Raw genomic sequence first — 14,652 nt, 5'->3', positions numbered from 1 at the left:
GGTCACCGGCCATGTCGATGTTTTCCACGCTGTCCCCGTACGGTCGTCTCTCAGCGCCGCCGGTGGTGCCCGTCGTGGTCTACGGCAGGCGCTGGTGTGGACTGACCCAGATGGTCCGGCGCTACCTCGACCGAAACGGCATCCCTTACGAATACGTGGATCTGGATGCGCACCCCGAGGCGAGATCCCGGCTGGCGTGGATGACGGGCGGACGCGTCTACAACCCGGTCGTCTACGTCGGCGGCGAGGTCCTCGTACAGCCGACCATCGGTGAACTGCAATGGGCTCTGAGCCGCAGCGGGCAGCGATGAGCGGAAGCCACACCACCACGGCGAGCGCCCGGGCGCGGTCCGTGCCGAGCCCGGGCCCGTCGTCCTGACGGGGTGAGGTCACCCACGGCCGGGCAACCGGCGCCATACCATCACAACAGCGGGCTATCAGGCCATGGGCGCGGAATCGGCGTGGCGATGTCATCAAGGGTTGGCACGATTTCGAACAACTCAGTGAGTCTGGCCGCACTCAGCGCGGACGCGACAGGACCCCGGTGGGCACCGACGAGGCAGAAACCGATATCACTCTCCCCGGCCTGAGTCGCCGCCGCTGTGAGAGCGTCGATTCCGGCACTGTCGATATCGGTTACTCCAGCGAGGTTGACTGCCAACGACTCCGGCCCGCGGAGCAGTTCAGCGTCGAGCACATGCCGCATCGGCGCGGTGGTGTCGGATAACAACGGGCCGCCGACATGGACCACGCTGGCGTTGCCGGGGAAACGCTGCACCTGCAACCTGACCGGGTCCATCGGCCTTCGGGTCACCTCGTTTGTCATGTCGCTGCCGTCGCGGGTTCCGGCGCTGGGGACGCCGCGTGAGTTGACAGTGGATCCAGTATGGCAGCACAGCCCACCGACACGCCGTGCCGCCGGGCCGAAACCGAGCCTGCCGAACTGACCTGTCGGGTCGAGAAGTCGGCGCGTCGTCACCGACGGTTCGTGGTCAACGAGGCCATCAGTTCGCGGGCGATGTCGTGCACCTTGATATTTCGCCGCTGAGATTCCTCGACCAACCGCCCGAACGCCTGCTCGGCGGTGCAGCCATGGACCGCCATCAAGGCCCCCTTGGCCTGGTCGATCACCGCGCGCGAGGTCAGGGCACGCTCCAGGTGGGCGATGGTGTCGCGGCTTTGTTGCCAACGACGCGCATTGGTGATCGCCTGGCCCGCGGAGGCCGTGTACAGACGCATCAGGCCTTCGTCGAAGGGGTCGAACGCCGGGGCGGTGTAGCTGTACACGTTCAGTGAACCGACGATCTCCGGCTGGTCGTCGCCGACCAACAGCGGCACCGACAGCGACGCCCGAATGCCGCTGCGCCTGGCCGCTTCGGCGAACTCCGGCCACGGTGTGGTGCCGTCGCCGATCTCGACGTGTACCGGTCGTTGATGCCGCGCCGACTCGATACACGGTCCGCGCCCGGATTCGTACTGGCTGCGGTCCAGCTCCAGGATCCGCTCGTCGGTGTAGGCCGCAGTCCGCGGCGAGTCGCCGGTGAGCACAGTGATACTGACGGCGTCGGCGTCCGGAATCGCTCTGGCCGCGGTGCCCGCCACCCGTGCCAGCACGTCGTCCAGCGGTTCTTCGGCGGCGAAAATATCCCGCAGCGCGGCGACTGCCTCAGCCGTGGCGTCGAGCCGCGCCAGAGGATCTGGGCGTCCCCCGTCAGACATGGATCGGCGCTTCTCTTGGGCAGCACCTTCGCGAACAAAGCACAGCGCATCGTATCGCGCGGGTCACGGTCGCGGACGCCACCTGGCCGCTGGGAAGACGATGCCGGGTGCCGTGGTGGTTCGGCCGGTTATTCGGCGCAGTCGCGGCAGACCGGCGTCCCGTCGAGTGAACTGGCCAGTCGGCTCCGGTGATATACGAGAAAACACCTCTTGCACCAGAACTCGTCTGGCTGCATGGGCACCACATGGACCGAGAGTTCCTCACCTGACAGATCGGCGCCCGGCAACTCGAACGATTCGGCAAGCTCGTCTTCGTCGACGTCGAGTTCGCCGAGCTGCAGTTCAGCACCCCGTTCGCGGAGTTCGGGCAACATGCCCTCGTCGTCGTCGACGACCGTGCGACGTGGCGTGTCGTAGTCGGTGGTCATATCCACTCCCGTCGTACCGGTGGACAGCGGAAAAGCCAGCCCCAGGCTGGCAATGGTCGGGCGTTGCAGCCCTCAGACGGCATCATCGAGCCAGCGGCGCAGCGTCGCGATCGAGGACGCCCCGCAATGCTGTGCCAGCACGGTTCCGCCGTTCATCACCAGCAGTCGCGGCCCGGAGCCGTCGTCGAACCGCTGAGCCAGCATGTGACCTGGGTCGACCTCGAGTTCGACCAGCTTGAGCGCACCGGCGCGCTCGATGGCCAACTGAATCGGAGCCGAGTTGGCGGGGCCGCGCGTTGAGCTATCGCGGACCCGCATGTCCACCAAGACCGGCACTGGGCAGTTCTTCACTATGCCGGCAAAGTCCCGGTCGTCGGCTGCGACGATCCACGGCAGCCAACATCGGCACCGCGCACAGCGAGGCGATGCGCTCGCAGAGTCGGTTACGGCGTTGCAGAACGCGCAACTGGGGCAGGCCACGGTGTTGGTGTGCATCGCTTCGTCAGGCTGTCGTTGGTGTAGACGGATTCATCGAGAGACTCCCCGGGGCTACTATCGATGCTCTACCGTGCACGAGACCGGGTCGGCTCGGCATGGGCCCGGCGCGCCGAAAAGCCGTGCGGCGGTTCGTCCTACCAGGACCAAAGCCCTTGCCGCCGGCAGCACCTCGGCGTTCCGGCGCCAACGCGACAGCGTGGAATTCTCGACTACGATGACCTTCTACTTGGTCGGCCCGATGATGTTCCTTCGATCCAGTGGTGGGTAACACGACGCCATGACAGCAGACGACCGCGCGCCGTCGAGCGGCAGCGGCACGCCGCCGTCCGCACCACCGTCAGACGGGCTGGCCAAACCCTGGCGCGCTGAAGGGCTACCCGCGCCTGACGACGGGCGCGGACCCAAGCCGAAGTGGTGGCGGGTGGTGGGCTACCTGGCACTGGGCTATCTGGTGGTGTTCATCCTGCTGTCGATCCAGGACGGTCTTGACGGACCGACCAAGGTGCCCTACACCGAGTTCACCGCGCAGGTTCAGCAGCACAATGTGGCAGAGGTGTTCTCTCGAGGCCACACCATCGAGGGCACGCTGCGTGAGCCCAAACCCATACCGGGCGAGAATGCATCCGCACCGGAGGCACGCACTTATCAGCGGTTCACCACCGAGCGGCCCACGTTTGCCCAGGACGACCTGCTGGCCCAGCTTCAGCAGGGCGGCGCCACCGTGTCGGCGACCCCGCTGACCCAGGACCGCGGCATCCTGGTGAACCTGCTGATCTCCGTCGCGCCGATCCTGCTGTTGTTCGCCTTCTGGTATTGGCTGTTTCGGCGTAGCCAGAGCGCGATGGGCGGCATGTTCGGCGGTGTCGGCGCCGGTAAGCGCAAGCCCGTGGATCCCGAGTCGGTGCGCGTGACGTTCGACGACGTCGCCGGCATCGACGAAGTCGAAGGCGAGATCAACGACGTCGTCGACTATCTGCGCGACCCCGACAAGTACCGCAGGCTGGGCGCCCGCGCGCCGAAGGGTGTGCTGCTCAGCGGCCCTCCGGGCACCGGCAAGACCCTGCTGGCCCGCGCGACCGCGGGGGAAGCGAACGTGCCGTTCTTCTCCGCCAGCGGCTCGGAGTTCATCGAGATGATCGTCGGGGTCGGGGCATCGCGGGTACGCGAATTGTTCGAAGAGGCCCGTAAGGTTGCCCCGGCGATCATCTTCATCGACGAGATCGACACCATCGGCCGGTCGCGCAGCAGCGCGCTGGCGGTCGGCGGCCACGACGAACGCGAACAGACCCTCAACCAGATCCTCACCGAGATGGACGGGTTCTCCGGCTCCGAGGGCGTCGTCGTACTCGCCGCCACCAACCGCCCCGACGTCCTCGATCCCGCGCTGCTGCGGCCCGGCCGGTTCGACCGCACCATCACGGTCAATCCGCCCGACCGCAAGGGCCGCGCCGACATTCTGCGGGTCCACACCCGAAGCGTCCCGCTGGCTGACGACGTGGATCTGGAACGGCTCGCCGCGTCCACCCCGGGCATGACCGGCGCGGATCTGGCCAACCTCGTCAACGAGGCGGCCCTGGCGGCGGCTCGGCGCGGCCAGACCCACGTCACCCACCGCGATTTGACCGACGCGCTGGAGAAGGTGCAACTCGGCACCGCCCGCAATGTGGTGTTGCCGCCCGAGGAGCGCCGCCGCACCGCCTACCACGAGGCCGGCCATGCGTTACTCGGCGTGCTGCAACCCGGCGCCGATCCCGTGCGCAAGGTGTCGATCATCCCGCGCGGTCACGCGTTGGGTGTCACGCTGTCCACCCCCGAGGACGACCGCTACGGCTACGGCGCCGACTACCTCCGTGGCCGCATCGTGGGAGCCCTCGGCGGCATGGCAGCCGAAGAGGAGGTCTTCGGTGTGGTCACCACCGGTTCCGAGAACGACCTCGAGAACTGCACCAACATCGCGCGGGCGATGGTCGGCCGGTGGGGCATGTCGGATGCCATCGGGCCCGTCTCGGTCCTCCCGAAAGAGGGCGACCCGCACATGGCCGGCGTCTCGGATTCCATGCTGGGCGCCGTCGACGACGAGGTCCGCCGCATCATCGACGACTGCTACGGCGAAGCACGCCGGCTGCTGCGCGAGAACCGCGACAAACTGGACAACATCGTCGCAGAACTTCTCGCCCACGAGACACTCGACGAACTCGAGGTCTACGCCGCCGCCGGCATCTCCAGGGAAGCCGCCGTCCACCAGTGACCTTTTGCTGCCGAGCAGACACATATGTCCCCGACACGCCGGGTGTGCGGGGACATTTGTGTCTGCTCGCGGAAGGAAGGGCGGGTCAGGCGCCTTGTTTCGGGATGTGCACGGTTGTCAGCAGCGCGAGATGGTCGGAGCCGGCGACCGTTTCCGTGCGCAGCGACGCGGCGGTCGCGCCCCGGGTCAGCACGTGGTCGATGGCCAACACCGGTGGCAGTGACCTATTGGCCGGAAACGTCGGCACGAACCCCGCCCCGGTCTGGTCCGCCGCGTCGCGGTAACCGTCGGTCAGCAGATCACGGAACTGCCGCATGTCCGGTGTGCTGTTGAAGTCGCCTGCGACGACCACTGCGCCCCGCCCGGCGATGTCGGCGAAATCGTCCAACACCGACTTCGTCGCCGCGATACCGCTCTGCCATTGGTCGACGGTGTCCGTCTCGTTCGCCACCGGCGACATGACATGCACACTGGCCACCAGCGGGTCGACATCGACGCTGGGAATCTGCAGCCGCGCCGCGGTGATCGCCACGTTGCGGGGTCGCTCGCGTGGCGATACCGCAGTGAGCGCAAACCTGCTCCACAGGCCGATTCCCCCGGCGCCCGACGCCGGGATGAGCACCCGATAGGGAAAGTCGTCGCCGATTCCCGCTTGTGAAAAGCGGTCGACCTCCCCCGGCGTCAGCTCCGACACGGTGATCACATCCGCGTTCTGCTTGGCCAGATCGACGAACGACGACGCGTCCGCTTCCCCCTTGCGCAGGTTCGACGACAATATCCGGACCGCCGCGTATTCACCACCATCCGCAGGCCTTCCGAGCTGCAGCGGCAACTGCACGACGAATGCCGCCGCGACAACCAACACCGCGACGATCGACAGGAGTTTTCGGCCGGCCAGCAGGGACAGCCCCAAGCCGGCCAGGGCGACGAACGGGGCGTACGGCGATCCGACGGCTATCACCAGGGCGAAGACATTCGACAGTGGCCGGGCTCGCACCACGAGCATGAAGACGGCGAAAAGCAGCGCGCCGACCGCGAACCCCGTCAGGCGTGCACGGACTTTGCGCGACACATGCAGCTTTCCCGACACCCGACGGCCACGCCTCCCCCCCTATGCGCCAGCAATTGACGGCAGGCTACCAGCGCCAGGCTGGGTTCGTGAGGATGGCAAATCCGCACCGGTGAGGCGCCGAGGCGCTCTGATCGCTCCCGTACCAGGCGAGCGTGAAGGATGTCGTCAGGCCGGTGATATCAGGCGCTATCATAGGCGTATGAGTGACGTCTTGATCCGGAACATTCCAGACGACGTGCTGGCCGGCCTGGATGCGCGAGCGGCTGAGTTGGGCTTGTCGCGCGTCGAGTACATCCGCCGCCGCCTTGCTCAGGATGCCCGGACGATGCGCGTTCGGGTCACCAGTGATGACCTTCGCCGGCTCGGACAGGTTGCGGCTGGCCTCGCTGATGAGGAGCTCATGCGCGAGGCTTGGGGTCGGTGACCGAACAGGAGTGGCTGATCGACAAGTCCGCCCTCGTCCGGCTTGCACAGAGTCCGGATCGGGACCTCTGGGCGAACCGCATTGAGCGGGGAATGATCCACATCAGCACTTTGACTCGCCTGGAAATTGGCTATTCGGCGCAATCCGGTGATGTCGCCCGCCGTGAGTTCCGCGAGCCGCCCTTGGCGGCAATGCCAGTCGAGTATTTGACGCCGAAGATAGAGGACCGCGCGTTGGAAGTGCTGATTCTGCTGGCCGATCGGGGTCAGCACCGCGGTCCATCAATTCCCGACCTCGTCATCGCGGCCACCGCCGAGCTTGCCGGGTTGACAGTCCTGCACGTCGACAAAGACTTCGACATCATCACCGCGCTGACCGGACAGCCGGCAAATCGCCTGGCCTACAGCGGCACCGCCAAGGCGGAATGACAAGATGGCGAGTGTGCACCCACTACGAGGGTGCGCTGCCGTCGAACGCGCCGCTCGACTTGCCGAGTGCCCCCGACGATCGCGACGGTACTCGGTCCGAATCCCGGACGGTACGGCCACAGCGAATACGTCCCCGGGAGAGTCGCAGGATGCGAACCGCTGGGCCATCGCCCGCAAGTTGTTGTCGGTGGGATTCACCAGACTATGACGTGACCGCCGTTGCGCGTAATCTTCACGTATTCGAGTTCCAAGCCGGAAGGAGGCGCGGTGTCGGATCTTGCAGACTTGCCCCGTGGTCTGCTGAGCCTCGAACAGTGGGATGCGCTGGAACTCGACCCGACGCGACGGTGGGAACTCAGCGAGGGGACCCTCATCATGTCGCCGCGTCCGCAGCTATGGCATCAGCGCATTTCCAGAAGGCTCACCCGCCTTCTCGAAGATCACCTGCCGGATGGACTCGAGGCGGTTCCCGAGATAGAAGTGATAACCAGTGCGTCGTTCCCGCCGAGTGTGCGGGACCCTGACATCGTCGTGGTTGCAGAGCATCTGTTCGAGGGGCGCGCTGCCCGGGTCCCGGCGGCGGATGTGGTGCTCGTCGTCGAGGTCGTATCGCCAGGCTCACGTGGGACAGACCACGTCATGAAGTTGTACGAGTACGCCAAGGCCGGCATCGAGAACTACTGGATCGTCGATCCGGATGCACCGGCTGATGACCGATTCCTGGCCTATCGCCTCGACGGCGGAATCTATCGACGAGTTACGGCGCTCGATGGAGACAGCGTCCGTGTGACCGAGCCGACAAATGTGGAGTTCACGATGGACGAGTTGACCGGCCGCTGACTCCTCCAACCCGGCGCCGCCGTGCCAATCCGCGCCAATCTCGGCAGTGAATTCGCGAAAGCCTTTGTGCATCGCCAAGACGTTCAAGGGGGCACGCAGCCTTGCAGGGAATCGGCTTCGCGCAACTGCATAGTGCGTCAAGGACGCCGCAATGCGTGGGGGGCGACGGCGTCGCGATGGTCGGCGAAGCCGGCGATGACTTTGCTGGGGCTGCGCCTGCGTAGGGGCTGTCGCGACGGGTCTCGCCTTCTACCCGGATTGGGAAAAGGGATTGGGGATGGCCGGCTTTTACTTGGGCGCGATGACCGTGGCTGCGTATGCGTACACGCCCTACATCAAGATCGGCGGCAAGATATACGCGCTCACGGTCCAAGACAGCCAACCTGACGCCCATGATCGATCCGTCAAGACGCACGCGAGTGCCTCGATGGAGGCAGAGCACGATCCCGCTCCGGATGCATACAGCGGACTCCTTTCCGCGACGAAAATGTGGTGGGTCCTCATACCCGTGCTAGTTATCTCATCGGGCAACCTGTATGCATTTGCGACGGTTGAAGGCGAGGCCTGGGTTGCCCTCATCGGGATAGCATTCCTGGTGTTTCTTGCCGTTGCCACTGGCTACGGCGACGCCAGTTGGGGCTATGGAATCGCGCGCGGACAGCATATTCAGTTCGGCCTAGCGGCAATTGCCACCGTAGGCGTTTTCGCGATGCTCTATCTGGCGGCTTACCACACCGGCAAACGCTTGCCACTGCGGCCGAAACAATCGATGGATTACCGCGCCCACCCCGGTCACGGGAAAGTCGATTAGCACGAACACGACGGAATCCTTGCGGAGCGGACGCCGACCGCGCCGCCGGATCGAGGTCTACGCCGTCGCCGGCCTCCCGAAGGCAGCTGCCGCGCACCAGTGACATCTGGGCTTGGCTCGGTGGCCGCGTCCCCCGCGACGAACACCGCGACGCACGGTCACTCGGTGCGGCAGCTGCACAACAGTTGTACGAGGCGCAGAACGCCGAACCCGCGCGTGCCCGTGGGCGAGCATTGGACCCTACAATGTTCCTGTAGTCACGTTCCTGTAGTCACCAACGCGACCCGGGGTAACACGTGCCAGATCCTTTTTCTGCAAGCCCAGATGGGTTACGCGCCGCATCCGCGGAATTGATTGGACGAGGACGTCACGTAGCGTCTGCCGACTCATCCGCAGCCGTTGGCTCGAGGGCTTCCAGGGTTGGCGCCGCGGCCATGTCTGCAGCTATCGCGGCCTTCAACCAGGCATACGGGAACCGCCTAGCGAATCATGGGAAATCGATCGGGGTGGCGGCGGGCAGCTACCGCGTCACTGACGAAGGCGCGGCCGCCGACGTTGTGAAGGTGTCGGTGTGAGCGGGTTACTCCGGACTCCCATGACATCCGGCGCAGCGTCGGGCCCTGGTGCCGGTGTCCCCACGCGCTCAGAGATCGAAGGCTGGATTGACGCCATCAATGACCTGTCCTCCTCGGCGGCGGCATATCGGGCCGCCGCGGAGAAAATCGAGATCACAGCCGACAGTCATTCGCAGCAGCTGTCCGCCCCCGGCGGCGCGGAATGGACCGGGGATGCTGCCGATACCGCACAGGAGGCTGGCTACGCCGACCGAGCAGTGGTCTACCGGGCGGGCGGCCACAAGCGGGAGATGGCGAGGGCAGCTGATCTCGGCGCAGGAAACCTGTACCAGGTGCGACAACGGGCCCTGGATACGATCTCTGAGGCGGAAGCTGATGACTTCAAGGTCGGCGATGATTTGACGGTCACCGACCTGCGCCGGTACACCAGCCGCGAGCTGCACGCGTATGCGGAGCGCAAGGCCAGAGCCGAAGAACATCACGCCGACATCGCGAAGTGGGCCGGCATCCTGGCCTCCGAGGACGCCCAGATCGGCGCAAAGCTGCAAGCCGGAGCCGCCGCTCTCGACGGCATGATTCCGGCGGAATGGACCACGCGCAACGACGGGACCGTCCATGCCGTCGACTTCAAGCAAGGACCCACTACGGATGGCGAGGCTCACACGCCGAACATCCCGGGACCGAAGCCGCCGCCACCTACCGATAGCGGACAAGCGCCCCACGGTTCACAGCCGTGGTACAGCCGCGGCGATGACATCCTATTCGAGGAGGTCGCCGAGAAAGCTGCCGACGCGGCCGAGGCGCAAGGATGGACACAAGCAGCACGAAATCTGCGGCACTATCTCGAGAACTCGGGCGAGGACTTCACCGTAAATCCTGACGAGATCATGCGCGATGTTCCGAAGACCCAACAGATGACGAACGAGATCGCGAACAGCGAGGTCGAACGGATTGCGGCCGAGGCGGCCGCTACCGGCAACTATGGGACGCCAGTTCAGTTCCAGTCCGACTGGAATGGACCGTACATCGGACCCGAAGACAGCAAGGACTGGTTCTACGCCATGGGCGGCATACAGCAGTCGGTAACCGGCGTCGTTACGGTGCATCCCCCTACGGAACCGGGAGGGGAGCCCACCGTGACCGTCGACTACCAGACGCACGTATTCGACCGATACAACTGGAACGGAAGGCGTAACGATCAGCGACGAAAGAATGGGCGCTCTCCACACCGCCGGGCTTGCAAAGGAATACAACATTTCCGGATCGGGGAGTGTGCACCACTACGAGGGTGCACTACCGTCAAACACGCCGCTCGACTTGCCGAGTGCCCCCGACAATCGCGACGGTACACGGTCCGATCCCGGACGGTACGGCCACAGTGAATACGTCCCCGGGAGAGTCGCAGGATGATCCGAGCGAGGCGCTCACTGCTGCCTGGTGTCGCGATGCTTCTCCTATTGATAGTGGGTTCCTGCTCGAAGCATGACGATCCAGTGGGCCAAGCGGTGGGCGCACGCAACGAGACGTCGACAAGCCCCGACCTGATCAGAGAAGCTTCGGCCTTCGGCGGTCTCGAGTTGCCGCCGAATGCCGAGGTGCTACAGGCACGCGTGGACAGTGCGCTCGACACCAGATACCAGCTGGCGCTTCGGACCGATCCCGGCGGATTGACGACGTTGCTCGCTGACTCCCATTTCGACAAGCCGCTCATAAGGGCGTATCCGCCATTCGACGAGCTGCTTGCCGGCCCCAGCCTGGCAGGCTCCCCCACTGTGTTAAAGGCCCAAGACCGCTACGAAAACGCCGAAGGCAGATCGGTCTACCGCACACTCATTGTCGATGAGCGAGATCCAAACATCCGGTTCGTCCACATCAGCTTGAACAACACCTGACCTAGAGAATTCACTCCGGATCCGCACCGGCCCTAATCGTTCTGCGGCGCCCGAAGTACGGTCGTTGCTCTCGGCAGGTTCAGTCGGCGAGCGAGCGACCGGCTCAGAGCAGGCCGAGCAGCTGAAGGTCGGTGACGTACTTGACGATGACCTCCCGCCTCACGTGTGGAATGTCTTTGCTGGGGCCAATTTTCGCTTCCTGCACCGCGGCGCGGAAACGGTCGGTCGGGGCCATGGCGCCGCGCAGCGGCCGGCTCGGGTGGCGGTAGTTGTGCAGCAGCGGTAGCAACGAGGCCTGGCGCTGCCGTTCGGGCAGTGCGCGGATCGCGGTCTCGAACCGTGCCAGCCACTGGTCATAGTCGCCGACCCGCTCGATCGGGTACCCGGCCTCGATCAGCCAGTCGACGAACTCGTCCTGCCCGATGCCGTCGTCGTACGGGTTCATCACGTGATAGGTCTCGAACCCGTCGACGACCCGCTCACCGAGCGTGGAGATCGACTCGGCGATGAACTCGACGGGCAGGCCGTCGTAGTGGGCGCGTTGCCGGTTGCCGTCGGCGTCGAGCTCGTAGAACGACGCGGGCGCGGTGCCGGTGGCGACGAGGCTGAGGATCAACCGGGTGAACATGTCGGGCAGGTTGAGCTGGCCCGCGTAGGTGGTGTCGGCCAGGATCATGTCGCAGCGGAACACCGAGACCGGCAGGCCGCATAGATCGTGGGCCTCGCGCAGCAGCACCTCCCCGGCCCACTTGCTGTTCGCATAGCCGTTGGCGTAGTCGTCGTCGACCCTGCGGGTCGCGCTGATCTCGCGGATGTCGGCGTCCTCGGTGAACTCAGCCGGCTCGACGCCCGCGCCGACGCCGATGGTCGACACGTACACCAACGGCTTCTGCTTGGTGGTGAGCGCGATGCGGATCAACTCCGCGGTGCCGAGGGCGTTGGGCCCGAACAGCTCTCGGTAGGGCAGGACGTGGTTGACCAGTGCCGCGGGATCGACGATCAGGTCGACGGTGTCGGCCAATCGCTGCCAGGTCTGTCGGTCGAGGCCCAGATCGGCCTCGCCCTTGTCGCCGGCGATGACCTCGAGGTGATCGGTGGCCAGGTCGCGGTAGTGCCGCAGCAGTTCGGGGTCGCCCGAGTCGAACGTCTTGTCCAGCCGTGCGCGCGCGGCGGCGTCGTCCTTGGCGCGCACCAGGCAGATCAGCTTGCCGTCGACCAGGTCCATCCGCTCGAGCCACTCCAAAGCCAGGTAGCGGCCGAGGAATCCGGTCGCCCCGGTCAACAGCACCGTGCGGACCTGCGTGCTCGCACCCGGCAGGGACGGCGCGTTCGCGAGGGTCTGCGCGTCGATGAACTTGTCCAGTGCGAGGTCGCCGGCGTGGACCTCGGTGGCGTCGCGGCCGTGCACCGACGCGAAGGTCGGACGCTTGGCACCGGGCCGCCGCTCGGCCTCGATGTAGGCGGCGACGGCCTGCAGGTCGGTGGCCGGGCTGACGATCACCCCGACGGGCACGTCGACGTCGAAGATCTCACGCAGCAGGTTGGCGAACGTCAACGCCGACAGCGAATCACCACCGAGGTCGGTGAAGTGCACATCGGGCTGCAGGTCACCCGCGGCGGCGCCGAGCAGCGCGCCCGCGGCCCGGCTGACGGTCTGCAGCACCGGAGCGTCGGCACCGCGGTGACGCAGGGCGTGAAGCTCGCCGGCCTGCCCCTCGGCCAGTTCGGTGTAGAGCCGCTCGAGCTGATCGCCGTAGCGCTCCTTGAGCTTTGGCCGTGCGAGTTTGCGAATGCCGGTGAGCAGGCCGTTCTCCAGGGTGAACGGTGCGGTCTCGACGATGAAGTCGCGGGGGATTTCGTAGGACTGCAACGCGGCCGCCTTGGCCACATCGTGCAGCGATTCGGCTACAAGGGCTTTCACGTCCGGGTGGGCCAGTGCCTCGTCGGTCGGCACGACGACGGCGAGCAGGTAGGGGCGGGCACTGTTGCCGTACACGTAAATCTGCCGGATCACCGGGCTGTCACCGAAGATCGCTTCGAGCTTGGACGCCGCGACGAACTCGCCCTGCGAGAGCTTGAGCACGTTGTTGCGCCGGTCGAGATAGGCCAGCTGGTCGGGTCCGGTCTCGGCGACGATGTCCCCGGTGCGGTAGTAGCCGTCCTCGTCGAACATCTCGGCGGTGACCTCGGGGCGCTTGTAGTAGCCGGGGAACAGGGTGTGCGACTTGACCAGCAGCTCGCCCCGCGGATGCGGCCGGTCGCTGTTGAAATAGCCGAGCTCGGGGACGTCGGCGAGCTTGTAGTCGATCACCGGCGGCCGTTTCACCTGCCCGTCGATGAACACCAGGCCCGCTTCGGTGGAGGCATAGCCGTCGATCAGGTGCATGTCGAGCAGGGTCTCGACGAACGTCTTCATCTCCGGGGAGATGGGCGCCGAGCCGGTCATCGCCATGATGTAGCGTCCGCCGAGCAGACTCTGCCGCAGCTCGGCCAGCACGTCGGCCTCCTCGGCGCCGCGGCGGTCGATCTCGCTGCGGACCTCGTCGAAGATCATGTCCCAGATGCGTGGGACGAAGGTCAGCTGGGTGGGCCGGACCAGCGCGAGATCCGCCAGGAATGTCGAAAGATCGCTCTTGGCGGCGAAGTATGCGGTCCCGCCGGCCCCGAGCGTGCCGTAGAGCAGGCCGCGACCCATCATGTGGCTCATCGGCAGGAAGTTGAGCGTGATGGACGGATAGACAGCCCCGTCGCCCCAGCCGCCGCGGGCGGACTGGCGCCACGAATTGGCCACCATCCGCTCGGGATACATGGCGCCCTTCGGTGTTCCGGTGCTTCCGGAGGTGTAGATCAGCAGCGACAGCGCCTCGTCGCTGTCGGAGCTCACCGGCTGCACCGCCGGAAGCGACGTCCCGCGGTCGATCACGTCGACGAGCGTCTCGACGGGGAAGTCTTCGGGCAATCCGGCCCTGGCGGCGTCGAGGGCCTCGCGGTGGTCGTCGGCCTCGGGCCGGTAGTCGAATACCACGAGGCGCGACGGCCGGTGGCCGGTGCGGATCAACTCGACCGCGTCAGCGAGGAAGTCGATGCTGGAGGCGACGACGGTGGGTTCGGTCTCGGCGACGATGGGGAGAAGTTGAGCGGCCGGCGCGCTGGTCTGAAGCGGCACCGACACTGCACCGAGCATGATCAGCGCGATGTCGACGGTGGTGTAGTCGACACTGGCGAAGCCGACAATGGCGACACGGTCGCCCGGGCTGACCGTGTCGGCGAGTGCACCGTGAACGGCGCCGACGCGCCGGGACAGCCCGCCGTAGCTGATGGTGTCGAACCGGGGCAGCAGGTGGATCGATGTCCGGCCCGTGGCGTCGGTCACAAAGTCGACGGCGCGCTGCCCGAGAGCGGGGCGATCGGCATAACCGTCGAACACGGCCTGCACCACCTGCGGCAGGCCCAAGGCAGGGTTTTCGATCGCAGCGGACACCGCTTCGTCGGGTGCCGCGGCGGCGAACTGCTGGTCAGCGGCGTACAGGTCGGCGACAAGCTCGGCGACGGGGCGCACGGGCCGCTCGCCACGGGTATCGGTAGGCATCACAAATCCTCGATCAGATCAGGGCAATCACGGGAAACCAGACGGGGCGCCACCCTGCGCCCGCTGTTAAACGACGTTAGCACAGCTAACTTATCTGGCTCCGCGCAACTTATCTGGCTCCGCGCCGG

The 14,652-nt window shown here is 65.9% G+C and carries 14 protein-coding genes; 8 read left to right on the top strand and 6 right to left on the bottom strand.

Annotated features, from left to right (window positions below):
- Window positions 1-11 precede the first annotated feature (11 nt).
- The gene (locus G6N07_RS02680; protein WP_197913005.1) at window positions 12-311 is read left to right on the top strand and encodes a glutaredoxin family protein; all 300 of its coding nucleotides are present in this window, start codon (window positions 12-14) and stop codon (window positions 309-311) included.
- Window positions 312-421: 110 nt separating this feature from the next.
- Here the strand turns inward: G6N07_RS02680 and G6N07_RS02675 are convergent, their stop codons facing one another.
- The 4 genes from G6N07_RS02675 to G6N07_RS02660 all read right to left on the bottom strand — a co-directional run bounded on the left by G6N07_RS02675 (window position 422) and on the right by G6N07_RS02660 (window position 2,483).
- Window positions 422-799, bottom strand: a complete 378-nt coding sequence (locus G6N07_RS02675) for an STAS domain-containing protein (RefSeq protein WP_099050204.1) — start codon at window positions 797-799, stop codon at window positions 422-424.
- 176 nt (window positions 800-975) lie between these two features.
- Window positions 976-1,719 (bottom strand): GAF and ANTAR domain-containing protein, encoded by a 744-nt coding sequence (locus G6N07_RS02670; RefSeq protein WP_085190345.1) that lies wholly within the window; start codon window positions 1,717-1,719, stop codon window positions 976-978.
- Window positions 1,720-1,847: 128 nt separating this feature from the next.
- Window positions 1,848-2,147, bottom strand: a complete 300-nt coding sequence (locus G6N07_RS02665) for a DUF4193 domain-containing protein (RefSeq protein WP_085190347.1) — start codon at window positions 2,145-2,147, stop codon at window positions 1,848-1,850.
- Window positions 2,148-2,219: 72 nt separating this feature from the next.
- Window positions 2,220-2,483 (bottom strand): YbbN family protein, encoded by a 264-nt coding sequence (locus G6N07_RS02660; RefSeq protein ID WP_085190350.1) that lies wholly within the window; start codon window positions 2,481-2,483, stop codon window positions 2,220-2,222.
- A 439-nt stretch (window positions 2,484-2,922) separates the two neighbouring features.
- On the opposite strand from G6N07_RS02660, the gene ftsH reads away from it, so the two are divergent.
- A complete protein-coding gene (gene ftsH, locus G6N07_RS02655) occupies window positions 2,923-4,893 on the top strand; it encodes an ATP-dependent zinc metalloprotease FtsH (RefSeq protein ID WP_085190352.1) in 1,971 nt (656 codons plus the stop codon).
- Between the two features lie 85 nt (window positions 4,894-4,978).
- On the opposite strand, the gene G6N07_RS02650 is transcribed toward ftsH, so the two are convergent.
- Window positions 4,979-5,965 (bottom strand): endonuclease/exonuclease/phosphatase family protein, encoded by a 987-nt coding sequence (locus G6N07_RS02650; RefSeq protein ID WP_235849715.1) that lies wholly within the window; start codon window positions 5,963-5,965, stop codon window positions 4,979-4,981.
- Between the two features lie 199 nt (window positions 5,966-6,164).
- Here G6N07_RS02650 and vapB point away from each other — a divergent pair, with 199 nt between their 5' ends.
- The 6 genes from vapB to G6N07_RS02620 all read left to right on the top strand — a co-directional run bounded on the left by vapB (window position 6,165) and on the right by G6N07_RS02620 (window position 10,935).
- Window positions 6,165-6,389 carry a type II toxin-antitoxin system VapB family antitoxin gene (gene vapB / locus G6N07_RS02645; protein ID WP_085190354.1) on the top strand — a complete coding sequence of 75 codons (225 nt, stop codon included), beginning with the start codon at window positions 6,165-6,167 and terminating at the stop codon, window positions 6,387-6,389.
- Entirely contained in the window at window positions 6,386-6,817 is a 432-nt protein-coding gene (locus tag G6N07_RS02640) for a PIN domain nuclease (protein WP_085190356.1), read from the top strand. The genes vapB and G6N07_RS02640 overlap by 4 nt, the downstream gene beginning before the upstream one ends.
- A 219-nt stretch (window positions 6,818-7,036) precedes the next feature.
- Window positions 7,037-7,657, top strand: a complete 621-nt coding sequence (locus tag G6N07_RS02635; RefSeq protein WP_235849716.1) for a Uma2 family endonuclease — start codon at window positions 7,037-7,039, stop codon at window positions 7,655-7,657.
- 277 nt (window positions 7,658-7,934) lie between these two features.
- Window positions 7,935-8,468, top strand: a complete 534-nt coding sequence (locus tag G6N07_RS02630) for a hypothetical protein (RefSeq protein ID WP_085190359.1) — start codon at window positions 7,935-7,937, stop codon at window positions 8,466-8,468.
- 595 nt (window positions 8,469-9,063) lie between these two features.
- On the top strand, window positions 9,064-10,425 hold the full coding sequence (locus tag G6N07_RS02625; protein ID WP_085190361.1) for a hypothetical protein: 1,362 nt from the start codon (window positions 9,064-9,066) through the stop codon (window positions 10,423-10,425).
- A 123-nt stretch (window positions 10,426-10,548) separates the two neighbouring features.
- A complete protein-coding gene (locus G6N07_RS02620; RefSeq protein WP_235849721.1) occupies window positions 10,549-10,935 on the top strand; it encodes a hypothetical protein in 387 nt (128 codons plus the stop codon).
- A gap of 103 nt (window positions 10,936-11,038) precedes the next feature.
- Here the strand turns inward: G6N07_RS02620 and car are convergent, their stop codons facing one another.
- Window positions 11,039-14,524 carry a carboxylic acid reductase gene (car, locus tag G6N07_RS02615; RefSeq protein WP_085190463.1) on the bottom strand — a complete coding sequence of 1,162 codons (3,486 nt, stop codon included), beginning with the start codon at window positions 14,522-14,524 and terminating at the stop codon, window positions 11,039-11,041.
- Window positions 14,525-14,652: the final 128 nt, after the last annotated feature.

This window comes from Mycolicibacterium doricum, from assembly GCF_010728155.1.
Classification (GTDB): Bacteria; Actinomycetota; Actinomycetes; order Mycobacteriales; family Mycobacteriaceae; genus Mycobacterium; species Mycobacterium doricum.
This window is presented reverse-complemented; position numbering and strand designations above follow the sequence as displayed.